Origin of the sequence: Streptomyces profundus (assembly GCF_020740535.1) — a bacterium.
Classification (GTDB): domain Bacteria; phylum Actinomycetota; class Actinomycetes; order Streptomycetales; family Streptomycetaceae; genus Streptomyces; species Streptomyces profundus.
This window is the reverse complement of record NZ_CP082362.1, coordinates 3,769,971-3,793,943: the sequence shown is the minus strand read 5'-3', so window position 1 is coordinate 3,793,943 and position 23,973 is coordinate 3,769,971. Positions and strand designations below refer to the sequence as shown.

The following is a 23,973-nucleotide window of genomic DNA, read 5'->3' as shown; positions in this document are numbered from 1 at the left end:
TGCTGCACTTTCACCCACCCACGGCACCCCGATCTGACCTTCAGCCAGCGGCTTTACACTCGTTTCCTCATCAACCCCGGAGGGTTCGCAACCAGCGAGGCGCTCAGCGAGGTAACTCCCCGCCTGGTCCGGTCCTCATCAACCCCGGAGGGTTCGCAACCGGTACCTTTCAAGGGACTTGGGCATCGACATCTCGGGTCCTCATCAACCCCGGAGGGTTCGCAACACTGCATCCGGTGCGGCGGCTACCTCGGCGCCCCGGTCCTCATCAACCCCGGAGGGTTCGCAACGCCACCACGATGTCCGGGATCAACAGGCCGTCCGCCGTGTCCTCATCAACCCCGGAGGGTTCGCAACGCGGGCTTGGCGGGGGCGAAGTGCGGGTGGCCGGGTCCTCATCAACCCCGGAGGGTTCGCAACCGGCGTTGTCCAATGGGAAGAGCTACCACCCCACCGGCCGGGCACCGGGGCGGAGTTGGCCTCGCTCCTCAAGGACCTCCACGGGTTGCCACAGCCGCCCCACGGCCTCGGACTCGCACATCTGGATCCCTTCGTCCACCTGCCCGAGCGGATCAGCTGGCCGACCACGACCGGCCGGCCGTGGAGGGCCGCGCGCCAGCGCAAGACGCCGCCCGCAGGGCACGGCTGCCACGCGGCACCCGCATCCCGACGCTCAACCGCGCACCAGCACCGGGGAGCGGGGCCTGCGGCCCCTGGCCCGCAGGGCCCGGCCAGGCCGCGCGCAGCGCCGTCGCTCAGGACAGCCGCTCGGCGGCCTAGCGGGCGAGGATCAGGCTCATCGCCTCGGCGCGGGTGGCCGGGTCGCGGAGTTGGCCGCGGACCGCGGATGTGGTCGTCTTGGCGCCCGGCTTGCGCACCCCGCGCATGGTCATGCACATGTGCTCGCACTCGACGACCACGATCACGCCGCGCGGCTCCAGGATCCGCATCATGGAGTCGGCGACCTGGGTGGTCAGCCGCTCCTGCACCTGTGGGCGGCGGGCGAAGACGTCGACCAGCCGGGCCAGCTTGGAGAGCCCGGTGATCTTGCCGCTGCTGCTCGGGATGTAGCCGATGTGCGCGACGCCGACGAACGGCACCAGGTGGTGCTCGCAGGAGGACATCACCTCGATGTCCTTGACCAGCACCATCTCGTCGTGGCCCAGATCGAACGTGGTGGTCAGCACGTCCTCCGGCCGCTGCCAGAGGCCGGCGAATATCTCGCGGTAGGCGCGGGCCACCCGGGCCGGGGTGTCCCGCAGGCCCTCGCGGTCCGGATCCTCACCGACGGCGATCAACAGCTCACGGATGGCGTCCTCGGCGCGCTTCTCGTCGAACACACCGACCGCCCCCGGCGCGGGCTCGCCGCCCGGCAACCTCACCGGGTCAGTCATATCCGTTCCTCGTTCCCTCGCGTCGGCCGGCCCTCTCAGAACAAGGGCCGTGCCCCTCACCCTAGAACGTGAGGGGCACGGCAGGCATTCCGGGCCATTGGCCGGACGGCCCCGGACGGGGCCGCCGGCCTGGGCGTCAGCTCTCCGGACGCGGCTCCGGGGACTTCTCCAGCTGCGGCGGAGCGCTCTCAAGGCCCGCGCCCGAGCCGTTGGCCAGGTTGATCTCCTTGGTGGGGAAGGTGACTGGCGGCCTGGTTGACGGCTCGCGGCGGGTGGATCCCGTCCACGCCGGCCGGGGCGGACGCTTCACCACGGGGCGGAAGACCTCGGCCAGATCCTCCTTGTTGAGCGTCTCCCGCTCCAGGAGGGCGAGCACCAGATCGTCCAGCACGTCGCGGTTCTCGACCAGGATCTCCCACGCCTCGTTGTGCGCGGTCTCGATCAGCTTCTTGACCTCCTCGTCCACCAGCCCGGCGACCTCTTCCGAGTAGTCGCGCTGATGGCCCATGTCCTTGCCGAGGAAGGGCTCGGAGCTCTCGCTGCCGAACTTGATCGCGCCGAGCCGCTCGGTCATGCCGAACTGCGTGACCATGGACCTGGCCGTGGAGGTGGCCTTGTCGATGTCGTCGCCCGCGCCCGTGGTCGGGTCGTGGAAGACCAGCTCCTCGGCCGCCCGGCCGCCCATCATGTAGGCGAGCCGGTCGAGCATCTCGTTGCGCGTGGTGGAGTACTTGTCCTCCTCGGGCAGCACCATGGTGTAACCCAGGGCGCGGCCACGGGACAGGATGGTCACCTTGTGCACCGGGTCGCTGTTGGGCGACGCGGCGGCCACCAGGGCGTGTCCGCCCTCGTGGTACGCGGTGATCATCTTCTCCTTCTGGCTCATGATCCGCGTGCGCTTCTGCGGCCCGGCCACCACCCGGTCGATCGCCTCGTCGAGGAACTTGTTGTCGATCAGCTTGGCGTCGCCACGGGCGGCCAGCAGCGCCGCCTCGTTGAGCACGTTGTTCAGATCGGCGCCGGTGAAGCCGGGAGTGCGCCGGGCGACGGCCGCGAGGTCGACGTCCGGGGCGACCGGCTTGCCCTTCTGGTGCACCTTGAGGATCTCAAGGCGCCCCTGCATGTCCGGGCGGTCCACCGCGATCTGCCGGTCGAAGCGGCCCGGGCGCAGCAGCGCCGGGTCCAGGATGTCGGGGCGGTTGGTGGCGGCGATCAGGATGACGCCGCCCTTGACGTCGAAGCCGTCCATCTCGACCAGCAGCTGGTTGAGCGTCTGCTCCCGCTCGTCGTGCCCGCCGCCCATGCCGGCGCCGCGGTGTCGGCCGACGGCGTCGATCTCGTCGACGAAGACGATGGCCGGCGCGTTGGCCTTGGCCTGCTCGAAGAGGTCGCGGACCCGGGAGGCACCGACGCCGACGAACATCTCGACGAAGTCGGAGCCCGAGATGGAGTAGAAGGGGACGCCGGCCTCGCCGGCCACCGCGCGCGCCAGCAGGGTCTTGCCGGTGCCGGGCGGGCCGTAGAGCAGCACGCCCTTGGGGATCTTGGCGCCGACGGCCTGGAACTTGGCCGGCTCCTGGAGGAACTCCTTGATCTCGTGCAGTTCCTCGACGGCCTCGTCCGAACCGGCGACATCGGCGAAGGTGGTCTTCGGGGTGTCCTTGGTGATCAGCTTGGCCTTGGACTTCCCGAAGTTCATCACCCGGGAGCCGCCGCCCTGCATCTGGTTCATCAGGAACAGGAAGACGACGATGATCAGGAGGAACGGGAGGATGGACAGCAGCATCCCGACGAACGGGTTCTGCGACTTGGGCGAGACGGTGTAGCCGTCGGCCAGCTCCTCGTCCTGGAACTTGGCCTGGAGGTTCCTGGCGAGGTCCTCACCCTGGCCGTCGATGTAGTTGGCCTGGACCTTGTCGCTGCCCTGGATCTCCTGACCCTCGGCCAGCTCGATCTTGATCGTCTGTTCGTCGCCGGTGGTGAGTTCGGCCGACCTGACCTGGTTCTGGTTGATCGCCTGGACGACCTCGCCGGTGTCCACCTTCTTGTAGCCCTCGGACGAGCTGAACACCTGCATCAACAGAATGACGGCGAGGACGGCCAGCACGATCCACATCACTGGCCCACGGAAATAGCGCTTCACGTCTATCCATACGGGGCGGCGCGGCCCCGTCCCTCCTGCCACGTAGAGGCACAGCCGCTCCCGGACGGGCTCTGCTGTGCGCGCGGTGTCCTAGTGTCGGCCGATCTGCGCCCGGCCTTGACTCAGCTGAGGCTTTACAACGCGACGGTACCCCAGCACGGCCGCTCAGCGCTGCCGGGCCTCGGGCCTCCCATCGCCTCCCCCGTTCCTCAACGGTAGGGGATCAGCCGAGGTTCCCGTTCACTCGCTGTAGACATGCGCGGCGAGCGTACCCACAAAGGGGAGGTTCCGGTACTTCTCCGCGTAGTCGAGGCCGTATCCGACGACGAACTCGCTGGGGATGTCGAAGCCGACCCACTCCACGTCGATGTCGACCTTGGCCGCGTCCGGCTTGCGGAGCAGGGAGCAGATCCGCAGCGACGCCGGCTCCCTGGAGCCGAGGTTCGACAACAGCCAGGAGAGGGTCAGCCCGGAGTCGATGATGTCCTCGACGATCAGCACATGCCGGCCCTGGATGTCGGTGTCCAGGTCCTTGAGGATGCGCACCACCCCGGATGACTGGGTGCCGGCGCCGTAGGACGACACCGCCATCCAGTCCATCGTGACCGGGGTGGAGAGGGCTCTGGCGAGATCCGCCATGACCATCACGGCGCCCTTCAGGACCCCGACCAACAGCAGGTCCTCGCCCGCGTACCGGGCGTCGATCTCGGCGGCCAACTCCTTCAGCTTGGCGTCGATCTCTTCCTTGGTGATGAGCACCGACTCCAGGTCGGTCCCCAGGTCCGCTTCTCGCACCCGTGCCACTGCTCTCTACTGGCCCTACTCGGCTCTGCTCGGCTCCGCCGCTCGGCGGTACTCGTCCGCCTGCTGGAGCACCAGTCTGCCACCCTGCCTGCTGGCCTCGACGCGGCCCGGTAGGTTCAGCGGACTCTGGCCGCGCCAGGCGGTGATCAGCCGGTCGGTCTCCTCGATGTGACGGGCGAAGAGGGAGCCGGCCGGAGCGCCAGCGGCGATGGCGGCGCGGCGCAGCACCCGGCGGCGGACGGCGGGCGGCAGCTCGCGCAGCGCGGCGATCTCCAGCGTGCCGTCGGGGCGGGTGGCGGCGCGCTCGGCGTCGCGGGCCCAGGCGTCCAGGGCGTCGGCGTCGTCCCTGGAGAGCTGCGCGGTGCGGGCCAGCGCCTCGACGACGCCCCGGCCGAGCGCCTTCTCCAGCACGGGCAGCGCCTCGTGCCGCACCCGGGACCTGGTGAAGCTGGGATCGGAGTTGTGCGGGTCGTCCCAGACCGGGATGGCCTGCACCAGGCAGGCCCGCCTGGTGGTCTGGCGATCGATGGCGAGGAAGGGCCGGCGGTAGCGGGGGGCCGCGTCGCCGGCCCCCGAGAGGCCGGGGAAGACGGCGGCCATCCCGGAGAGTGAGCGGGTGCCGGAGCCTCGGGCGAGGCCGAGCAGCACCGTCTCGGCCTGGTCGTCCCTGGTGTGGCCGAGGAGCACGGCCCGAGCGCCATGACGCTCGGCCACGGCGTCGAGGGCGGTGTAGCGGGCGGAACGGGCGGCGGCCTCCGGCCCGCCGTCGCCCTCCACCCGGACGGCGACGGACTCGACGGGGGCCAGACCCAGCTCCGTGAGGCGGTCGGCGACCTCGCCGGCCCTGGCGGCTGAGCCGGCCTGGAGACCGTGGTCCACGGTCACACCGCCGGCCAGCAGGCCGCAGCGGGGGGCTTCGAAGGCGAGGGCGGAGGCGAGCGCCATGGAGTCGGCGCCGCCGGAACAGGCCACCAGCACCAGAGGGGGACGGCCGGTGGCGGGGGCGGCTTCGGAACGGATTTCGTGCAACACGCGGCGAACCGCCAGACGTATCGCGGCGACCGCGGGATGGGGACCCATGTCCGAATCACTTCTTTCCGGAGAGAGGCACGGGGAGACCCTCGCGAAAGCTGTCACGCAGGGTGCGTAAATGGTGACAGAGAAGGGCTGTTACCCGAGCATCGCACGCCATCCCTGGGGCCACGGTCCCTCGTACGAGTGATTCGCCGGCCGATGTGGAACCGTTCGGGAACTGCTTTCCTCTCCGCGCCCGCCCCCGATCAGGCCCTTCGCCCCTGCCCCTCGGGGCGGACGCGGGCCAGCCAGATCTCGGGGTCGGCGATCTCGTCCTTGGTCGGCAGCGTGTTGGGCGAGGTCCACACCTTGTTGAAGCCGGCCACCCCCGTGCGCTCCACCACGGTACGGACAAACCGTTCGCCGTCCTTGTACTGGCGCAGCTTGGCGTCCATGCCGAGCAGGCGGCGCAGCGCGCGGTCCAGCCGGCCGGCGCCTACCTCCCTGCGCTTGGTGAACTTCTCCCGGATCTCGGCGACGGACGGCACCACCTGCGGGCCGACCGCGTCCATCACATGGTCGGCGTGCCCCTCAAGCAGCGACATCACCGCCGTCAACCGTTCGAGGATCTCCCGCTGCCTGGGGGTCTGCACCAGATCCACGATGCCGAGCCCCCCGGCCTCCTTGGCGCTCTCCCGCGGCTCCTCCTTGGGGGACTCGTCCTGGCCCCTGCCGCTGACCGACTGGGCGGCCTGCCGGAAGCGCTCCACCAGGGTCGCCGGATCGACGTCCGCCTCGGACAGGAACGCCTGGATCTCGCTCTCCAGATGGTCGCGCAGCCAGGGCACCGCCGTGAACTGGGTGCGGTGGGTCTCCTCGTGCAGACAGACCCAGAGCCTGAAGTCATGCGGGTCGACGCCCAGTTCCCGCTCCACATGGACGATGTTCGGCGCCACCAGCAGCAGCCGCCCGGCCTGGGCGCCGCCCTCCCCGGCCGGCAGTCCCGGGGTCGGCGGGGCGAACGTCTCGTACTGACCGAGCACCCGGGAGGAGAGGAACGCCAGCAGCATCCCCACCTCGACGCCGGTGACCTTGCCGCCGACGGCCGTCAACAGGGCGCCCGCCGGCATCCCCTCGCGGCGCTCCCGCATCCGCCCCATCACCGGCTGTAGCACCTGCCGGAAGCCCGCCACGTTGGCCCTGATCCAGCCCGGCCGGTCCACCACCAGGACCGGGGTGTCCAACGTGCCGGCGTCGAGGCCGGTGTAGGACCGGACATGGTGCTCGGCGGCGACCGCGTGCTCGCGCAGCTCGGCGACCACGGCTCGTGCCTCGTCCCTGCTCACCTCCGGACCCGGGCGCGCGAAGCGGGTCGCCGTGGAAACGGCGAGATTCCAGTCGACCAGGTCCGTACCGCCGAGGCTCGTCATGCCGTCCACGGTACGGTGCCCGCGCGCGAAGCGGGTAGGGCGCGGGACGCCGGCCCGCGCGGGGCCGTCAGCCGCAGGAGCAGCCGGCGAGCGCGCCGGCCGCGGCGTCGAGCGCCTCCTGGGCGGCGGCGGCGTCGGCCGCGTCCGCCGTCAGAAAGGCGAAGCCGAGCAGCCGGCCCTCGGCGGTGGTGGCGGTGCCGGCCAGCGAGTTGACCCCCGTCAGGGTGCCCGTCTTGGCGCGGACCGTGCCGGCGCCCGACGCGCCCTCGCCGTCGTAACGGTTGGCCAGCGTCCCGGTGAAGCCGGCGACCGGCAGCCCCGTCAGGGTGGGCCGCAGCTGGGGGCTGGCCGGATCGGCGGCGACGGTCAGCAGGCCGGTCAGCAGCCCGGCGGTGAGCCGCCCCTCCCGGTCCAGGCCGCTGGCGTCGGCCAGCCTGACCCCGTCCATCGGGACCCCCAGCTCCGTGAGCCGGTCGGTCAACGCCCGCCGCACCCCCGCCGCGTCGCCCGGCTCGTCGCCGGCCACAGCCGTCTGCCGGGCGAGCGCCTCGGCGAGATCGTTGTCGCTGGCCGTGAGCATCCGCTCGACCAGCGAGGCGACGGGCGCCGACGCGTGGTCGGCCAACTCCTCGGCCCCGCCGGGCGCGGTACCGCGCTTGACGCCGCCCGCCACCTCGACGCCGGCCTCGGCCAGCTGCCTGGCGAAGGCGTCGGCCGCGTCCCCCGCCGGGTCGTCGGCGCGGTCGGCCGGGCCCTGGGTGCTGTTGTCCAGGCGGCCGGCGTTGAGCTGGAGCGGGGTGATCGGGGCGATATTGCTGTTGACCCCGATCGGGTGAGTCTCCTCGTCGTACGCCGAGACGTCGTACGCCAGCCGCACCCGGTCGATGCCGCGCTCGGCGAGCGCCCGCGCGGTCCGGTCGGCCAGCCCCTCGACGTCGGCGGCGGTCAGCGTGGTGTCGCCGCCGCCGACGAGGTGGACCCGCTGGTCCTCCGGATCGAGGACCACCCGGGTGGTCAGCCGGTGGTCGGGGCCCAGCGCGCTGAGCGCGGCGACGGCGGTGGCGACCTTGACGGTGGACGCCGGGGCCCGGCCCGCCCGTTCGTCCCGCTGGTACAGCACGGTGCCGGTGGCCAGGTCGACCACGGAGGCCGCCGTGTGCTCGCCCAGCGCCCGTGCCTCCAGGAGCGGCGCGACGATCCGCGTCAGCACCTCGGCGGAAGGCGCCGCCGAGCCGCCGTCCAACGGGCTGAGCACGGCCGGCGCCACCGGCACCGTGCCCGCCAGCCGCTCGGCCGGCAACTGCCCCCTGACCAGCTCGGCGGCGGCGGCCTGATCCCGCTCCGCACTCCGCTGACCGCCGTCCCACGGCCCCGAAAGGGCCACCAGGCCCGCCGCCATGACGAGTCCGACCGCCGCCGAACCCACGGCCAACCGCCCGACCGAGCGGTGGCCTCGAAGCATCTGAGCTGCCCTGGGCACGGTACCGACCAGCCCCTTTCGCGTACCGACGGCTGCGTGAGAGACACTTAACCACCTGTCGCGTGCATAGATCGCTTAAGGAGTGCCCCCAGTGGAGTTCGACGTCACCATCGAGATTCCGAAGGGTTCGCGGAACAAGTACGAGGTTGACCACAAGACGGGCCGGATCCGACTGGACCGGCACCTCTTCACCTCGACCGTCTACCCCGCGGACTACGGCTACGTGGACGGCACGCTCGGTGAGGACGGCGACCCGCTGGACGCGCTGGTGCTTCTTGACGAGCCCACGTTCCCCGGCTGCCTGATCCTCGCCCGCGCCATCGGCATGTTCCGGATGCGGGACGAGGCGGGCGGCGACGACAAGCTGCTCTGTGTGCCGGCTTCCGACCCCCGGATGGAACACCTGCGGGACATCCACCACGTCAGCGAGTTCGACCGGCTGGAGATCCAGCACTTCTTCGAGGTCTACAAGGACCTGGAGCCCGGCAAGTCCGTCGAGGGCGCGAACTGGGTCGGCCGCACCGAGGCCGAGGCCGAGATCGAGGCCTCCCGCAAGCGGGCGGCTGACGCCGGCGAGACCCACTGACCCCTTCGCCTCTTCGGCCTATTCGGCCTGTTTCGCACAGCCGCGCGCCCGGGCCTTCCGCCCGGGCGCGCGGCTGTGCGTGCGGCTGTGCGAAACTGATGGCCAGAGCCCGACCGGCTCCTGGACGAGGGTGCCGTACCCAGCCATGACAAGACGGCACAGGAAGTCCGATCATGGCGTGGATCATTCTGGTCGTCTCCGGCCTGCTGGAAGCGGTGTGGGCCACGGCTCTCGGCAAGTCCCAGGGTTTCAGTCGTCTCTGGCCGAGCGTGGTGTTCGGCGTCGGCCTCGCGTGCAGCATGGTGGGCCTCGCCTACGCGCTCCGCACCATCCCCGTGGGCACCGGCTACGCCGTCTGGGTGGGCATCGGCGCGGTCCTGACCGCGGGCTACGCGATCGTCTTCGACGGCGAGTCGGCGACCCCCCTGCGGCTGCTGCTCCTCCTCGGCATCGTCGCCTGCGTGGTGGGCCTCAAACTGGCCCCCCACTGAGTCCTCCCCGGACCGGGCGACAACCACCCTCCGGCCGAGGTCCCGGCTGCTGCCGAGGCGCTGGCCGGCCCCCGGCCAGGGCCGCCGGATTCCGGCGGACGCCGGTCCACCCGCTCAAGCGGAGCCCGGCTACCGCCGAGGCGTCGACCGCCGCCAGCACCCCGGCCACCGCCGAAGCACCCGGTGCCCGGCAGGGCACCGGCCGGGGGCCGGCGGCTTCGATCACCGGTCCGGGGCCCGGCTGCCGCCGAGGCACCAGCCCGGCCGGAAAGCCGAGCGCCTTGCCGGGGTCCGGCCGCCGCCGAGGCGCCGGCCCCGTGCCGGGACGACGGCCGTCGTCCAGCTCATGAGCGCGAGGCCGTCGGTCGGCGCCGGCGCGGCCCGGCCAGGGCACAACCACCACCAGAGCGCCCGCCAACGGGCCCAGCCGGGTCGCGGATCGGCGCCTCCGGCTGAACGCGGCCGGGGTTCCGGCACGGGTCAGAAGCCTCGGGTGCGTTTGGAGCCTCGGCGGCCGATGGGGGTGGTGAGGCCGGGGGTCTTGATGAAGAGGCGGGCCATCTCGCTGCCCAGGTTGACGCCGATGGCGATGGCCAGCGCCAGCGTCACCGCGCGGAGGAGGTTCTCCAGGCCGAAGTCCACGTTGCCCTGGGCGAAGCCCAGCAGCCCCAGGTAGAACGCGCTGCCGGGGAGGAGCGGGCCGATGGCGGCGGTGACATACGGCAGGGAGGACGTGAACTGGTAGCGGGACTGGAGTTGGCCGAAGAGGCCGACCATGCCGGCCGCCACGCCCGTCGCGGCGAACGGCGAGAGGCCCGCCGTGTCGTGCATCGCGCCGTAGATCAGCCAGGCGATGCCGCCGTTGAGGGTGGCCGGCAGCACCGTGGAGCGTTCCTGCTGGAGCAGGACGCAGAAGGCCAGCGACAGCGACAGCGCCGCGCCCAACTGGATCGCCGGGCGGACGGCCCTGGTCATCACCTCGGGGTCCAGGCGGACGCCCGACGTCTCGCCGACATAGAGCACCGCCAGCACGCCGCAGACGATGCCGACGCTGAGGTAGATCACCTCCAACAGGCGGGCGGAGGCCGTCAGGTAGTAGCCCGTCAGGCCGTCCTGGACGCCGGCGACCAGGGCGCGTCCCGGGATCAGGGCGAAGAGCCCGCCGGTGATCATCGCCGCCGCCTGGGCCTCGCCCTGGCCCGAGGTGTGGCCGGCCGCCCAGAGCACCCCGACCAGCGCCGGGGCCATGGCCGCCGCGACGAACTGGTAGAACTCCGGCAGACCGCGGCCGGCGGCCAGCCAGGCCAGCCGGTCGCCGACCATCGCGCCTATCACCGCCAGCACGAACACCTGCCAGCCGCCGCCCACCAGGACGCTGGCCGCGCCGGCCAACAGCCCGGCCGCCATGGTCAGTTGCCATTTGGTGTACGGGTGCCGGTTGCGCCGCATCTGGGCGAGCCGGCCGTATGCCTCCTCCAGCGTGACATCGCCCGAGGTGATGTCGTCCACCAGCTGGAAGACGGCCGCCAACCGGGTGTAGTCGGTGCCCCTGCGCCGCACCGTGCGGGACAGCGAGACGGAGGGGTCGACGAGGGACGGCTGGTGGGTGATCGAGATCAGCGTGAAGGTGACGGTGGCGTCGCAGCGGTCCAGGCCGTAGGCGTGGGCCACGCCGAACATCGCCGCCTCGACGTCCTCGGCGCCCTCGCCGCCGGCCAGCAGCAGCTCGCCGATCCGCAGCGTGAGGTCCAGCACCCGGGGCACCGGCGGCGCGTTCTCCCCCTCGACCGCTGTCGCGAACTCGGGGGACGGCCGGTCCGCCAGCGGCATGCGCACCATGGTGCGCATCCGGTCCTGCCACGGGGTGCCCCGCCCGAACGCCGGGACGCCGTGCGTCGGCGTGAACTCGTTGCGCGGCGCCGCCTTGGGCGCCACCGACAGACCGTCGGGGAGGGCGAACTCGGAGGAGGGATGGTCGCTCTCCGCCGGGGGCAGTTCGAGCCCCTCCGGCACGGCGAAGCCGGAGGTGGTCTCCTGCTCCGTCGGCTCCTCCCCGACCGCCCAGGTGCTTTCCCCGGCCACCGCTGATCCCGCTTTCTCGCTACGCCTTGTCCCGACATGCCCCCGAAGAGGGCCCTCCAGCGCAGCATAGGAGGATCGTCGAACTCCCGCCCGAGCGGTACCGGCTACCCGGGCTCTCCCGCGGCGCGCGCGTTGGCGTGGATGGCGTCGTGGAGGAACCTCGCCAGGCCGGGACGGAGCAGGTCATAGGTGCGGGTGAACCGCTCGTCCGCGATATAGAGGTCGGCGAGCCCGGTGTGCATCCGGTGCGAACAGGCGTAGTAGACGTCACATATCTGCTGCCGGTGTTCCTCGGCCAGCGCGAGCGCCGCCGGCGATTCGGGGGCGGCGCCGGAGTCCAGCAGGGCGATCAGCCGCTCGTTGATGTCGTCGGTCCGCGCCTTGACGCGCTGCCAGTCCTCCTTGGTGTAGCGGGAGACGCGCCGCCGGGACTCCCGGTACGCGTCGGTGTCGCCCCAGCGGCGCTCGGCTTCGGCGTCGTGCCGCTCGGGGTCCTCGGGGCCGAAGACCTCGAAGCGCTCCTCGGGGGTGAGGTTGATGCCCATGTGGCGTGCCTCCATCGCTCTCTCGACGGCCGCGGCCATGTCCCGCAGGCGGGCGATCCGGTCGGTCAGCAGCGCGTGCTGCCTGCGCAGCTCACGGCGCGGGTCCGTGTCGGGGTCGTCCAGCAGGGCGGCGATCTCCTCCAGCGGGAAGCCGAGCTCCCGGTAGAAGAGGATGCGCTGCAACCGGTCGAGGTCCTCGTCCCGATAGCGGCGATGCCCGGCCGAGGTGCGCGCGCCCGGGCTGAGCAGGCCGATCTCGTCGTAGTGGTGCAGGGTCCGCACCGTGAGTCCGGCGAGTTCGGCGACCCGGCCTACGGGATGGCCCACGTCCGTCTCCTGTCCTTGCCGTATCCGCTCCGCACGGCCGCTCCGTACGGCCGCGCCGTACGGCTGCTCCATACGACCGCTCCGTACGACCGCTCCGTACGACCGCGTATGACTCCACCGTGGACCATCCCGTTACGTGAGGTGCAAGCCGGCGAGGACCGAACGGCCGTGGCCGTCAGTCGCCGAGGCGGGCGAAGCGGCGGAGGGCGAGGGGGACGAAGACCGCCAGCAGGGCCAGCGGCCAGAGCACGGCGAGCGGCGTCGCCTGGTCGGCGGCCCAGGACTCCCCCGGCCAGGCGGGGTTGCCGAACAGGTCGCGGACCGCGCCCGCCGTCGCCGACATGGGGTTCCAGTCGGCGATCGAGCCCACCCAGCCGGGCATGGTCGCCGGCGAGACGAAGGCGCTGGAGAGGAAGCCGATGGGCCAGACGAGGATCTGCACGGCCTGCACCAGCTCCGAGCGGCCGGCGACCAGGGCCAGGTAGATGCCCATCCAGAGCATGGCGAAGCGCAGCAGGAGCATCAGCCCGATGGCGGCCAGCACTTCGAGGGCGGCGGCGTCCCAGCGCCAGCCGACGGCCCAGCCGGCGCCGACCATCACCAGCAGGCTCAGCACGGAGTTGAGCATGTCCAGCAGGCTGCGCCCGACCAGTACCGCGCTCGGGGCGATCGGCATCGACCGGAAACGGTCGAGAACGCCTCGGTTGATGTCGGTGGTAAGCGCCACCATGGTCGATTCCAGGCCGAACGCCATGGTCAGCACCAGCATCCCGGGCACCAGGAAGTCGACGTAGTCGCCGCCGCCCTCCACGGCCATTCCGCCGCCGAGGAAGTAGGCGAACATCACCAGCATCATCACCGGGAAGACCAACCCCACGGCGAAGACGCCGGGTTGGCGCGCCCAGTGGGCGAGGCCGCGCCTGGTCATGGTGAGCGAGTCGACCACCAGCCGACGGGCCGGGCCCAGCAGCGGGACGACGGTGGCCGGGGGTTCGATGGTGGTCCGGGTCATGCGGGTGCCTCCGTGGGTCGCTGGTCGTCGGTGAGTCGGAGGAAGACCTCGTCGAGGGTGGGACGGCGCAGCGCGACGTCCTCGGCCTCTATGCCGGCGTCGGCCAGCGCGCGGACCGTCTCGGTCAGGGCCCGCATCCGGTCGTCGACACCGGCGCTGACCAGCCGGCGGTCGGGGTCGTCGGCGTAGCGGTCGGTGCCCGGCACCCGACGCAGCAGGTCACCGGCCGCCGCGAGCCGTTCGGGGTCACGGACCACGATGTCGATCCGGTCGCCGCCGACCTGGGACTTGAGCTGGTCGGCGGTGCCCTCGGCGATCCGTCGGCCGTCGTCGAGCAGGGAGATCAGGTCGGCGAGCTGGTCGGCCTCCTCCAGGTACTGGGTGGTCAGCAGCACCGTGACGCCCTCGTCGGCGAGTGAGCGGACGGCTCGCCACACCTCCGTACGGCCGCGCGGGTCGAGCCCCGTGGTCGGTTCGTCGAGGAAGAGGATGCGGGGGCGGGTGATCAGGCTGGCGGCCAGGTCGAGGCGTCGGCGCATGCCGCCGCTGTAGTGGCGCACCGCGCGGCGGCCCGTGTCGCCCAACTCGAAGCGGTCGAGCAGTTCGTCGGCGCGACGGGCGGCGTGGCGACCGCCGAGGTGGTAGAGGCGGCCGAAGAGTTCGAGGTTCTGTCGGCCGCTCAACTCCTCGTCGAGAGCGGCGTGTTGGCCGACCAGGCCGATGCGGTAGCGAACCTGGTCCGGTTCGCCGACCACATCGAAGCCGGCCACCTCGGCGCTGCCGCCGCTGGGGCGGAGCAGGGTGGTGAGCACCCGGACCGCCGTGCTCTTGCCGGCCCCGTTGGGGCCGAGCACGGCGTGCACGCTGCCGTCGGCGACGGTCAGGTCGAGCCCGTTCAGGGCGCTCTTGCGCTCCTTCCCGCTGCCGAAACCCTTGCGGAGGTCCCGGACCCGGATCGCCGCCGGGGGCCCGGTCTCGCTGGTCTGGTCGGTCGGGGGCATGGCACCGCCTTTCGCTGGATCGCTAGTCAAACTTGATGAGCGACCGAGGGTAGGGCGGAACCTTCCACTAGTCAAATTTGATGAGCATGGTCCGATGGCAGACTGAGGGCGTTGTCAAGAGACATCGAGAGAATCCAAGGGAGACCGAGAGAAATGGGCGGAACGGGCTGATGTCGGTGATGCGGCTGCTGGTCCTGGGGGCGGTGCGCCAGCACGGGCGGGCGCACGGCTACCAGGTGCGCAACGACCTGGAGTTCTGGGGCGCCCACGAGTGGTCGACGGCCAAGCCGGGCTCGATCTACCACGCGCTCAAGCAGCTGGCCAAGGAGGGCCTGTTGCTCGCCCACGAGCTGGCCCCCAGCACGGTCGGCGGCCCGCCCCGCGTCGAGTACGAGGTGACGGAGGCCGGCCAGGTCACCTTCCTCGAACTGCTGCGGACCGCGCTCCGCGCGCACGACGAGCGGATCGACGTGCTGACCAGCGCGGTCGGCTTCATCGTGGACCTGCCGAGGGCCGAGGCCATCGGGCTGCTCCGCGAGCGGGTCGCCGCGCTGGAGAAGTGGCGGGAAGAGGTGGAGGAGCACTGGACCCCCGACAGCCCGCCGGCGGAGTGGGGGCACATCGGGGAGATCATGCGCCTGTGGACGCACCAGGCCCAGAGCGACGCCAACTGGACCAGGGGCCTGATCGAGCGGCTGGAGAAGGGCGCCTATGTGATGGCGGGCGAGGGCGAGCGCGAGCGGGACGTGCTCCCCGAGGGCATGGAGAACCCGTTCCGCTGACCGGCCACGACCGACGCGCGAGGACGGCCGGGCCACCGCGGGGCCCCGGCCGTCGCACGGCGTGACTCAGAGGCGACGGCGCAGCTCGGCCAGCACGTCGCGGGTGCGGTCCTCGTCGAGCGCGGCCACGGCCAGCCGGTCGAGCACCACCTGGTAGGCGGCGACCTCGTCGGCCTTGTCCAGATAGAGCGCGCCGGTGAGCTGCTCAAGATAGACCAGGTCGGACAGCTCCTGCTCGGCGAAGCGCAGCAGCGTGAACGCGCCTGACTCCGCCACATGGCCACCGTGATCGAACGGGACCATCTGAAGCGTGATGTTGGGGTACTCGGAGAACTCCAGCAGCGCGCGCAGCTGTTCGGACATCGCGCTCCGGCCGCCATAGGGACGACGCAGCGCCGCCTCGTCCAGCACGCAGTTCAGATGCGGGGCGTTCTCGGAGACCAGCAGCTTCTGCCGGGCCAGCCGCAGCGCGATGCGCCGGTCGATCTCGGCGCGCGGCAGCTCGCCCCGGTGGCCGCTGACCATCACGGCGTGTGAGTACGCCTCGGTCTGCAACAGGCCGTGGACGAACTGGAGTTCGTAGGTGCCGATGCACTCGGCCGCGGCTTCGAGGCCGATATATGTCTGAAACCAGCTGGGCAGAACGTCGTTGTAACTATGCCACCAGCCGGCCCGGTTGGAGGTGCGGGCGAGACCGAGCAGCGGCTCGCGTTCGGCCTCGTCGGTCACTCCGTAGAGCGTGAGCAGATCCGCGACATCGCGCGGCTTGAAGCTGACCCGACCCAGCTCCATCCTGCTGATCTTCGATTCGGAGGCGCGGATCGAGTATCCGGCCTCCTCCCGGCTGACCCCACGGGACTCCCGCAGCCGTCGGAGCTGCGAGCCGAGCAGGATGCGGCGCACCATCGAGCCACTGGCCTCCGGACTGCCGGTATCCCTGGTTGGTCCCGCCATCCGTTGCATACTCATGCGCGTAACCGCCCTCCACTTCTGCCAGGGAGCAGTCTGCCATCTCCACGTTCCTTTGGGTGCTTGCTCGGTTACAGTCCATCAAATTTGTTCGTGCACGTGCATCTGCCCTTGCATTTGCCGTGAGCCTTGGGAAGCATGAGTAAGGCGAGCTGCTATCAGCGCGCGAGCATGGCCTGCCGTCACCCTCTGTTGACGGGGGGCACGGGGGTTGCCAGCGACGTCAGCCCTCGGCAAGCGAGCAGTGCGACCACCGCTACGCCAGGAGCGCCGAGCCATGGGGACCGAGGCAACGCCGTTGCTTGACGAGTTAGGGCTCACCTTCCTGCCCGTCGATCCGCGCGGCGTCTCCGCGTCGGCCTCGGTCGACCTCGCCCCTCGCCCCGAATCCGTCCGGCAGGCCCGGGAGTTCACCCGTCGCACCCTGAAGAGCTGGTCCCTCGCCGAGCATTTCGACGCGGTCGCGCTGGTGGTGTCCGAGCTGGTCACCAACGCCCTGCGCCATGGGATGGGCCGGCGCACGCTGGACTGGGGCCATGGCACGGGGCCGATGCGAACGGATCTGGAGCTCGAACTGCTGTGTGGCGACTCCTGGTTGGTCTGCGCGGTGCGCGATCCCAGCGAGTCCGCCCCCCGGCCGGCCCTGGCCGACAGCGGCGCCGAGGGGGGCCGTGGTCTCCATCTGGTGGACAGCTTCAGCGATGACTGGGGTTGGCGTCGACTGACCGGAGATGCTCGCGGCAAGATCGTCTGGGCAAGGTTCGGGACCGACTGACGCCCTTCTCTCCTGGTTGCCGCCCGCCGCCCCTGAGCGTTCAGCGGATCTGCCCGTTTCGGCGGATCTGGCGTCTCAGCCGCTCCGACCGTCTCAGCCGATCAGATGGTCGAACTCGCCGTCCTTGACGCCCCGTAGCAACGCCTGGATCTCCGCCGGCGTGTAGACCAGCGCCGGCCCTTCGGGGAAGCGCGAGTTGCGCATCGCCACGTCCCCGCTCGGCAGCAGGGCGAACTCCGCGCAGGTGCCCTGAGAGTTGCTGTGGCTGCTCTTCAACCACCTCACGCCCCGCAGGGCGTTCGCCGCCATGCCGTTGTACGCCTCTGGCATTCGGTCTCTCCCCGATCGTGCGAGTGGTGCGGGCGGGCTCCCCTCCCTGCCCCCGAGAGAACCGACCTGCGGGGATCATAACTCCGTTCAATTGCATATGCACGGGATGATGCACGTGCACGACCCCCGGTTGCCGACTGATCACCCTAGGTCCGGATTTCTGACGTTCCGTCAAGACATAGTCACAGCAAGGGAGTACGGCTGGGTTCGAGGAATCCGGCCGCTCCGTCGCCCGCCGGGGACCCCGTTCGGTGGTTCGACGCAGCCGGCCCGTGCATGGTTGCTCCGGGGCGTCACGAATCCGAGCGCACCCGGCCGGCTGGGGGCGCCGTCAGGAGACCGGGTCGAGCAGGTGGTCGAAGGCCGACCCGAGGCGCAGCCAGGCCGAGCGGCCCGCCGCGTACTCGGCGTCGTCAAGAAGGCAGGAGCCCAGCAGCCAACGGATGCGGTCCGCCTTCAACCGGGCTCCGGTGAAGACCAGGTGCTGGCCCCGGTCGCCCACCTCCGAGTCCCAGTCCAGGGCGGCGGCGATCCGCCACTCGGCCGGCACTCCGGCCCAGTCGTCGGCCGGCAGCGCGGCCAACCACGGGCCAACGTTGTCCACCACCAGCGAGCCGCCCGCCGCGTCCCAGCCGAGCAGGCTGTCGGGCCGGTCGGCCAGCCAGAAGCGGCCCCGGCTGCGCGGCGCCAGGCTGGTCAGCTTCGGCAGCGCCGCGTAGAGCCGCTCCGGGTGGAACGGACGCCGCTGCCGCCAGACCATGGTGGCCACCCCATGCGCGTCCGCCCGCTGCGGCAGCAGCGCGCTGCCCGGGTGTTGGCGCGCGGCCAGCGCCGCCACATCGACGCCGGCGACCGCCTGGCGCGGGTAGTCCGGGTCGTGCACGGCGACCTGGCGGGCCGTCGGGTGGAGCTGGCGCAGCAGCTCGGCGTCGGCCTCGGTGACCCGTCCCGACGGATCGGCGAGGGCCAGCAGCGGCGCGTACTCCACCTGCCGCGTCCAGGTCTCGGCCACGGTGCGGCCGTCGTCGCGCCCGGTGGCCAGGCCCAGGCTGGCCAGCTCCTGGCCGGAGGCGAGGGAGCGCCGGATCAGCGCCGGATCGACGGCGGTGACCACGCCGGCCAGCCGCAGCCGGCCGGCGCCGTGCGCCAGCAGGGTCTCGGCCATGGCCTGCGGCTCGACGGCGTCCCACAGCTCGACCACGGCGAGCCGGCAGGTGCCGGCCTCGGCGAGCCGGGTCAGCGCGGGCACCAGATCGTCACGGAGCGCGCAGCAGGCGCAGTCGTTGGCCAGCGGCGCCTCGCCGCTGCCGAGCGTTCCGTCGGCGTCGGCGAGCACCCGGGTCACGGTGCCCCGGGTGGCGCGGGACAGATCGTGGTGCAGCGCGAGGGCGCCGGGCACGGCCCGCAAGAGGGCGCGCACCGCCGTCCGGCGCGCGCCGGCGTGCAGTCCGCCGATCAACACGACGGGCAGGGTGGGCAACCGCATCAACGCTCCTCACGCCTGCCGTAGCGCCGTTCGAAGCGCTCGACGCGACCGGCCGTGTCCAACACCCGCGCGGTGCCGGTGTAGAAGGGGTGACTGGCGGAGGACGTCTCCACATCGATCACGGGATAGGTGTTGCCGTCCTCCCACTCGATGGTCTTGTCGCTGGTCGCCGTGGACCGGGTGAGAAAGGCGTAGCCGGCTGATCTGTCCCGGAAGACCACCGGCTGGTAGGCGGGATGAATGTCCGACTTCATCGCGGTGCTCCTTCGCTCTCGCTGGTGTGCCTCGCTGGCCGGCGCCCCGCGCTCGGGGGCGGGCCTCGGGGCGGGCCTTCCCCGAGTACCCCGAGCGGACCGCTCGACCCCGACGAACTTAGCGAAATGAGAACCGTTTTCACAAAGTGGACACATTGCGTTCCCGGGGCGATCGGAGCCGGGACATTTCCTGGGTGCACCCCGGGCAACAGGGGGCACAACCGGTCCGAACGTCACATCTCCTGACCCTCGTCGCGAACGCACCCCGCCGCTAGGGTGTGCGTCGTGAAGAGCAGGCTGAGCAAGCGGGGGAGCCGGGGGCGCCACGGCCGGTTTCTGACTCTCTGTGTGGCGTCGGCCCTGGCACTGACCGCCGCCGGCTGTTCGTCGGACGACGGGTCCGACGAGCCGATCGAGGGCGTCGACTCCGGGTCAGCCGACGCCGGCCCCGACGACGCCGACGGTCCAGGGGCCGAGGACACGGCCGCGTTGACCGAGCTGTACGAGCGGTACTGGGCGGCGCTGGTGACGCTGGAGAACGAGGGCGAGTTGGACCCGGCGCTCTTCGACGGGATCACCACCCCCGGGCTGGCCGAACAGGAGCTGCTCCGGGTGAGCGGCCTGATCGAGAACGGCCTGACCCGCGAAGGCGAACCGCTGATCTCGGATGTCACGGTCTCCGTGGACGGCGACACCGCCCGGGTGGAGTCCTGTATGAACCAGGCGGACTGGCCGCTGGTCAGCGAGGGCGAGGTCGTTCCCGGGCTGCTGCCCGAGGAGTTGACGGCGCCGCATCCGCAGGTCGTGACCGCCGAACGCGCCTCGGGGGCCTGGCTGATCGACGCCACGCTGCTGACGGAGGAGGCGACGATCTCGTGCGCCTGACACGTGGCGGCCGGGGCCGCCGGGGCCGTCCGGCCCGGAGAACCGTCGCCCGGCTGCTCGTGCTGCTGGGATGCCTGCTGACGTTCGGTGTGGTCGGCCCGCCGGTCGCCTCGGCCGATCCGGTCGACCCCGACTGTGTGGACCGGTCGCCGCAGGGCCGCGTCGTCGTCGACTGCTCCCGCGAGACACCGGGCGGCCCCGGCGGTCCTGGCGACGAGGGCGAGGGCTCGACCGGGGGCGGCGGCAGCGCCGAACCCACCTGCGACCTCACCCAGGTGGCGGCGTTCATCGGCACCGACGAGCACTTCTGCGAGGGCGAGAACGCCTGCTTCATCAGCGACCCGACGTTCCTCTACCCGGATCCGGAGAGCTGGCCCGAGGAGCCGCCACGGGAGGGCGCCGTCTATGTCTACAAGTACTGCGTCGCCCCGGGCGGGGCGATCGTCTTCGACGACTACCTCTGGCGGGGCGGCGAGGAGGAGGGCCCGACCCTCGAAGAGCTGGCCGAGCAGGCGTTCGGCCAGCTCGAAGCGCCCGCCTTCACCCTGGCGTTCAGTCCCCCGGACGAGACTCTGATCTTCCTGGACACCTGGTGGTGGGCCGAGGGTGCCCACGATGACGAGATCGTGGGCACGGCGGCGCTCGGGGTGGTGGCGATCGGCACCCCCGACCGGCTTGAGGTGGATCCGGGGGACGGCTCAGCCGTCCTCCACTGCCGGGTGGTCACCAGCGAGGGCGACGCCTGCGTCCACGCGTTCCAACGTTCTTCCGGCGAAGGCGGCTATCCCGCCAGGGCCCGGCTGGTCTATGACGTCAGGTTCGAGCAGAACGGCGAGCCCTTCGAGGCGCCGGCGCTGCCAGACACGCTGGAGGGGCTGTGGCAGGAGACGGCCGTGCCGGTCGACGAGTCGCAGGCGGTCGTGGTGCGCTGAGCCGGCGGCGCTCCCTGACGCTGGGGGCGTTGGTCGCGCTGTCCCCGCTGGCGCCGCTGGCCGGCTGCACGGTGGAGCGGCGCGAGGACCGGGACGTTGACGGCGACGGCGAGTGGGTCTCCCCCTTCACCGGCGAGGCCGGTGGGGAGCCGGGCCAGGTGCTGGCCGTCAAGGTGGACAACGCGCCACCGGCGAGGCCGCAGATCGGAGTCGAGGCGGCGGACCTCGTCTATGTGGAGGAGGTCGAGGCGGGGCTGAGCCGGCTGGTCGCCGTCTACGCGGGCCGGCTGCCCGAACGGGTCGGGCCCGTGCGCAGCGCCCGCGAGTCCGATCTGGAGCTGCTGCGGCAGTTCGACGAACCGGCGTTGGCGTTCTCCGGCGCGCAGAGCGGCCTGCTGCCGCTGATCGACGCGGCCCCTGCGCACACCAGGACGCCGGACGCGGCGCCCGACGCCTACCACCGCGATCCCCAACGGGCCGCGCCGCACAACCTGTTCGTGGCTCCCGAGGCGCTGCTGGCGACGGCGCCGGAGGCGGGCGAGGCGGCCGATATCGGCTTTGTCTTCGGCGCGGCGCCCGAGGGCGGCGGCGAGCCGGTCGACGAGCGCGAGGTCTCCTACGCCAACGCCGGGTTCGGCTTCCGCTGGGACGCGGCGGCGCGGCGGTGGTCCGTCGCCCTGGACGGCGAGGCCACCGAACTGAGCGCCGCGACCGTGGTGTTGCAGTACGTCACGGTGCGGCCCTCGGAGTTCGGGGACGGCGCCGGCCATATCACCCCCTATACCGAGACGGTGGGCTCGGGCGACGCCGAGGTGTTGCGCGACGGGCGGTCCTGGCCGGCGCGTTGGCGCCGGCGGAGCGAACGGCGGGGCACCGCGTTCACCGGCGCCGACGGTCAGCCGCTGCGCTTCGCCCCGGGCCCGGTGTGGGTGGTGTTCCTGCCGGCCTGAGCCGCCGGGGTCGCCACCACCGGCCGCAGCAGCGCGGGGGTCAGGGCCAGGGTGACGGCGAGGGAGAGCGCCGCCAGCAGCCCCATCGCCGCCTCGACGCCCACGAGTTGCGCGACCGCGCCCCCCAGGGTGGCGCCGACGGCCTGCATGGTCAGCATTCCGGACGAGTGCAGGCCCAGCGCCTGGCCCCGCAGCTCCCCAGGGGTGAGCGCGATCAGCCGCTCCTGGAGCAGCAGTCCGGCGCCGAAGCCGACGCAAGCCACGCCGACCAGCGGCACGGCGAGCGGGATGGGCGGCCCCAGCGCGAAGAGCGTGAAGGGCGCGGCCAGCAGCAGCCGCAGCGGGGTGATCAGCCGGCCGCGCAGCCGGGCCGGCAGCAGCCGGCCGACCAGCACGTCGCCCAGCACCATGCCCAGCGCGCTCGCCACGAAGAGCAGGGCGGCGGCCTCGGGGGCGAAGGGCACGATCAGCGCCTCGCAGCCGACGACAAGACCGTTCGGCACCCAGAGCGCGGCGTAGCAGACCCGGCGGTCCCGGCTCGACCAGAGCCGCCGGTTGCCGCGCCAGGTCTCGGCGACGGACGGCCGCCCCGGCGCGTTGGGCGGCCGGTCGGTCAGGCCCAGGCGCGCGAGGAGCGCGGCGCCCAGGAAGAGGGCGCACGCGACCAGCAGCGCGCCGCGCGGGGAGACGAGCACCACCAGCACGCCGCCCAGCGCGAAGCCGGCGATCTGGGTGGCGCCCATCGCGACATTGATGGTCGAACGGGCCAGCAGATAGCCGTCGTCGGGCACGATCCGCAGCAGCAGCCCCCAACGGACGGCGCCGGCCACCGAGTTGACCAGCCCCAGCGTCAACACCACGGCCAGCGCCAGCGGGATGGGCAACCCCGGCGCGGCCAGCGTCGCCGCGCCCAGCGCGAAGAGCAACAGCACGCCCACGGTGGCGGCGCGGGGCCGGAGCCGGTCGGCGGCGGAGAGCAGCGTGGTCGCGCCGAGCACCTGTGCGAAGGAGGACCCGAACATGCTCACGGCGGTGAGCAGCGGCGATCCTGTGGTGTCGTGGACCAGGACCGCCAGGGCCAGGCCCTGGACGGTCAACCCGGCGCCACCCGCCGTGGTGGTCAGGAAGAGCGGGGTGAACTCCGGCACCCGGAGAAGCTGACGGTAGCTGCGCATCCCGGCAGTGTGCGGAAGGACCCGGCGGACGGCGCAGCTTTTCGCGCCGACGCGAAAACCCGGCGTGGCGGCGGGGGGTGGGGCATGATACGCAGGGAAATCGAACAGGAGTTCCCCAACGGGGGCGGGAAGGGGCACCGATGGGTGACTGGGTGCTGAGCCCCGATGTGCTGGCCGGGGGTCGGTTCCGGGTGTCGGCGATGGCCGAGACGGTGGCCACGCTGCTCTCGTTGGCCGGCAACGGCGAACAGCCCGGCTGGGCGCACGGGCTGGCCGGCCACCGGGCCGCGTTCCGGGCGCGGTTGGCGGCTGACCCGGTGGCGACGCGGTTCCTCGCCACCGCCATGGGCCGCGACTGGCTGCCGGACTTCCTGGTCGCCCCGCCCCACCCGGAGGACCGGGACTTCGAGGACGAGTGGCGGCGGCTGCGCGCCACCCCACCGGCCGTGGCGGCGGCCGACACCGCGTACACCGGGCCGCTGCCCGCCCTGCTGCGGGGGCCCGAACTGCCGGAGCGCGTCGCGGAGTTGGTGCGCTGGGTGTGGACGGAGACGGTGCGAGCCGACTGGCCGCGCCGGTCGCGGATCTTCGAGGCGGACATCGTCTCCCGCACCCAGGCCCTCGCCAGCGGCGGCTGGGTCGCGGCGCTGGCCACGCTGCGGCCCGGTCTGCGCTGGCTCGGCGACGGCAGGCTCCGGATCAACGCCCACCCCAACCCGCCGCGCGCGCTGGCCGACGCCGAGCTGCTGTTCATCCCGACCACGACCAGCCGAGGCTGGGTGGGGTGGTCCCAGCCGCACCGCTACGCGGTGGTCTACCCCTGCTCCGGGCTGCTGGCCGAGCCGGCGGCGGCGCGGGACGGCACGGCGCTCGGCCGGCTGCTGGGCGCCAACCGGGCGGCGGTGCTGCGCCGGCTGGCCACGCCGCGTTCGCCGAGCCAGCTGGTCGCGCTCACCGGCCAGCCGCTGGGGTCAGTCGGCGGGCATCTGCGGGTGCTCCGGGAGGCGGGTCTGGTGCGGCGGCGGCGCGCCGGCCGCTCGGTGCTGTACTACCGCACGGAGTTGGGCGACCGGCTGCTGGCCGGCCCCGACGAGCCACCGGCCGAACCCTTGACCTCAACTTAACT

General features: G+C 72.1%; 23 protein-coding genes, 1 CRISPR repeat array and 1 riboswitch. Of the genes, 8 read left to right on the top strand and 15 right to left on the bottom strand.

Annotation, left to right across the window (positions count from 1 at the left end; genetic code table 11):
• Positions 1-62: 62 nt before the first annotated feature.
• Positions 63-420: a CRISPR direct-repeat array (repeat unit 30 nt; unit sequence GGTCCTCATCAACCCCGGAGGGTTCGCAAC).
• Positions 421-776: 356 nt separating this feature from the next.
• From folE to dacB, 6 genes are all read right to left on the bottom strand, one after another.
• The gene (gene folE, locus K4G22_RS16705) at positions 777-1,394 is read right to left on the bottom strand and encodes a GTP cyclohydrolase I FolE (protein WP_228081036.1); all 618 of its coding nucleotides are present in this window, start codon (positions 1,392-1,394) and stop codon (positions 777-779) included.
• Between the two features lie 136 nt (positions 1,395-1,530).
• Complete coding sequence (gene ftsH / locus K4G22_RS16700; protein WP_228084111.1) at positions 1,531-3,543, bottom strand: ATP-dependent zinc metalloprotease FtsH; 2,013 nt, start codon at positions 3,541-3,543, stop codon at positions 1,531-1,533.
• A gap of 234 nt (positions 3,544-3,777) precedes the next feature.
• A complete protein-coding gene (gene hpt, locus K4G22_RS16695) occupies positions 3,778-4,332 on the bottom strand; it encodes a hypoxanthine phosphoribosyltransferase (RefSeq protein WP_228081035.1) in 555 nt (184 codons plus the stop codon).
• Between the two features lie 24 nt (positions 4,333-4,356).
• The gene (gene tilS / locus K4G22_RS16690) at positions 4,357-5,421 is read right to left on the bottom strand and encodes a tRNA lysidine(34) synthetase TilS (protein ID WP_228081034.1); all 1,065 of its coding nucleotides are present in this window, start codon (positions 5,419-5,421) and stop codon (positions 4,357-4,359) included.
• Positions 5,422-5,621: 200 nt separating this feature from the next.
• Positions 5,622-6,785 (bottom strand): zinc-dependent metalloprotease, encoded by a 1,164-nt coding sequence (locus tag K4G22_RS16685; RefSeq protein WP_228081033.1) that lies wholly within the window; start codon positions 6,783-6,785, stop codon positions 5,622-5,624.
• 67 nt (positions 6,786-6,852) lie between these two features.
• Positions 6,853-8,247 (bottom strand): D-alanyl-D-alanine carboxypeptidase/D-alanyl-D-alanine endopeptidase, encoded by a 1,395-nt coding sequence (dacB, locus tag K4G22_RS16680; protein ID WP_228081032.1) that lies wholly within the window; start codon positions 8,245-8,247, stop codon positions 6,853-6,855.
• A gap of 109 nt (positions 8,248-8,356) precedes the next feature.
• Here dacB and K4G22_RS16675 point away from each other — a divergent pair, with 109 nt between their 5' ends.
• Both K4G22_RS16675 and K4G22_RS16670 read left to right on the top strand, forming a co-directional pair.
• Positions 8,357-8,851: an inorganic diphosphatase gene (locus tag K4G22_RS16675; protein ID WP_228081031.1), complete on the top strand. Its 495-nt coding sequence runs from the start codon at positions 8,357-8,359 to the stop codon at positions 8,849-8,851.
• A 100-nt stretch (positions 8,852-8,951) separates the two neighbouring features.
• A riboswitch (guanidine-III (ykkC-III) riboswitch) is annotated at positions 8,952-9,014 on the top strand.
• 10 nt (positions 9,015-9,024) lie between these two features.
• Positions 9,025-9,342, top strand: coding sequence for a DMT family transporter (locus K4G22_RS16670; protein ID WP_228081030.1), 318 nt, complete (start codon positions 9,025-9,027; stop codon positions 9,340-9,342).
• Between the two features lie 480 nt (positions 9,343-9,822).
• On the opposite strand, the gene K4G22_RS16665 is transcribed toward K4G22_RS16670, so the two are convergent.
• The 4 genes from K4G22_RS16665 to K4G22_RS16650 all read right to left on the bottom strand — a co-directional run bounded on the left by K4G22_RS16665 (position 9,823) and on the right by K4G22_RS16650 (position 14,309).
• On the bottom strand, positions 9,823-11,424 hold the full coding sequence (locus K4G22_RS16665) for a threonine/serine exporter family protein (protein ID WP_228081029.1): 1,602 nt from the start codon (positions 11,422-11,424) through the stop codon (positions 9,823-9,825).
• A 104-nt stretch (positions 11,425-11,528) separates the two neighbouring features.
• Positions 11,529-12,296 carry a MerR family transcriptional regulator gene (locus tag K4G22_RS16660; protein WP_228081028.1) on the bottom strand — a complete coding sequence of 256 codons (768 nt, stop codon included), beginning with the start codon at positions 12,294-12,296 and terminating at the stop codon, positions 11,529-11,531.
• A 175-nt stretch (positions 12,297-12,471) separates the two neighbouring features.
• Complete coding sequence (locus tag K4G22_RS16655; protein WP_425336699.1) at positions 12,472-13,308, bottom strand: ABC transporter permease; 837 nt, start codon at positions 13,306-13,308, stop codon at positions 12,472-12,474.
• Positions 13,305-14,309 carry an ATP-binding cassette domain-containing protein gene (locus tag K4G22_RS16650; protein ID WP_228081027.1) on the bottom strand — a complete coding sequence of 335 codons (1,005 nt, stop codon included), beginning with the start codon at positions 14,307-14,309 and terminating at the stop codon, positions 13,305-13,307. Before K4G22_RS16650 ends, K4G22_RS16655 begins: the two co-directional genes overlap by 4 nt.
• Before the next feature lie 170 nt (positions 14,310-14,479).
• Between K4G22_RS16650 and K4G22_RS16645 the strand changes: the two genes are divergently transcribed.
• Complete coding sequence (locus tag K4G22_RS16645) at positions 14,480-15,091, top strand: PadR family transcriptional regulator (protein ID WP_228081026.1); 612 nt, start codon at positions 14,480-14,482, stop codon at positions 15,089-15,091.
• Between the two features lie 66 nt (positions 15,092-15,157).
• Here K4G22_RS16645 and K4G22_RS16640 read toward each other — a convergent pair whose 3' ends face one another.
• A complete protein-coding gene (locus tag K4G22_RS16640; protein WP_425336698.1) occupies positions 15,158-16,045 on the bottom strand; it encodes a helix-turn-helix domain-containing protein in 888 nt (295 codons plus the stop codon).
• A 292-nt stretch (positions 16,046-16,337) separates the two neighbouring features.
• Here K4G22_RS16640 and K4G22_RS16635 point away from each other — a divergent pair, with 292 nt between their 5' ends.
• Positions 16,338-16,835 (top strand): ATP-binding protein, encoded by a 498-nt coding sequence (locus K4G22_RS16635; RefSeq protein ID WP_228081025.1) that lies wholly within the window; start codon positions 16,338-16,340, stop codon positions 16,833-16,835.
• A gap of 93 nt (positions 16,836-16,928) precedes the next feature.
• On the opposite strand, the gene K4G22_RS16630 is transcribed toward K4G22_RS16635, so the two are convergent.
• The 3 genes from K4G22_RS16630 to K4G22_RS16620 all read right to left on the bottom strand — a co-directional run bounded on the left by K4G22_RS16630 (position 16,929) and on the right by K4G22_RS16620 (position 18,905).
• Entirely contained in the window at positions 16,929-17,165 is a 237-nt protein-coding gene (locus tag K4G22_RS16630; RefSeq protein ID WP_228081024.1) for a DUF397 domain-containing protein, read from the bottom strand.
• Between the two features lie 331 nt (positions 17,166-17,496).
• On the bottom strand, positions 17,497-18,651 hold the full coding sequence (locus tag K4G22_RS16625) for a CobW family GTP-binding protein (RefSeq protein ID WP_228081023.1): 1,155 nt from the start codon (positions 18,649-18,651) through the stop codon (positions 17,497-17,499).
• Positions 18,651-18,905, bottom strand: a complete 255-nt coding sequence (locus K4G22_RS16620) for a type B 50S ribosomal protein L31 (RefSeq protein ID WP_228081022.1) — start codon at positions 18,903-18,905, stop codon at positions 18,651-18,653. Before K4G22_RS16620 ends, K4G22_RS16625 begins: the two co-directional genes overlap by 1 nt.
• A 285-nt stretch (positions 18,906-19,190) precedes the next feature.
• Here K4G22_RS16620 and K4G22_RS16615 point away from each other — a divergent pair, with 285 nt between their 5' ends.
• Genes K4G22_RS16615 through K4G22_RS16605 form a run of 3 tightly spaced genes read left to right on the top strand, consistent with a single transcriptional unit; the run spans position 19,191 to position 21,672 of the window.
• Positions 19,191-19,790: a hypothetical protein gene (locus K4G22_RS16615; RefSeq protein WP_228081021.1), complete on the top strand. Its 600-nt coding sequence runs from the start codon at positions 19,191-19,193 to the stop codon at positions 19,788-19,790.
• A complete protein-coding gene (locus K4G22_RS16610; protein WP_228081020.1) occupies positions 19,781-20,722 on the top strand; it encodes a hypothetical protein in 942 nt (313 codons plus the stop codon). Before K4G22_RS16615 ends, K4G22_RS16610 begins: the two co-directional genes overlap by 10 nt.
• 29 nt (positions 20,723-20,751) lie before the next feature.
• Positions 20,752-21,672: a DUF3048 domain-containing protein gene (locus K4G22_RS16605; protein WP_228081019.1), complete on the top strand. Its 921-nt coding sequence runs from the start codon at positions 20,752-20,754 to the stop codon at positions 21,670-21,672.
• Here the strand turns inward: K4G22_RS16605 and K4G22_RS16600 are convergent.
• Positions 21,618-22,847 carry an MFS transporter gene (locus K4G22_RS16600; protein ID WP_228081018.1) on the bottom strand — a complete coding sequence of 410 codons (1,230 nt, stop codon included), beginning with the start codon at positions 22,845-22,847 and terminating at the stop codon, positions 21,618-21,620. The genes K4G22_RS16605 and K4G22_RS16600 overlap by 55 nt on opposite strands.
• Positions 22,848-22,987: 140 nt before the next feature.
• Here K4G22_RS16600 and K4G22_RS16595 point away from each other — a divergent pair, with 140 nt between their 5' ends.
• Positions 22,988-23,971, top strand: a complete 984-nt coding sequence (locus tag K4G22_RS16595; protein WP_228081017.1) for an ArsR/SmtB family transcription factor — start codon at positions 22,988-22,990, stop codon at positions 23,969-23,971.
• Positions 23,972-23,973: the final 2 nt, after the last annotated feature.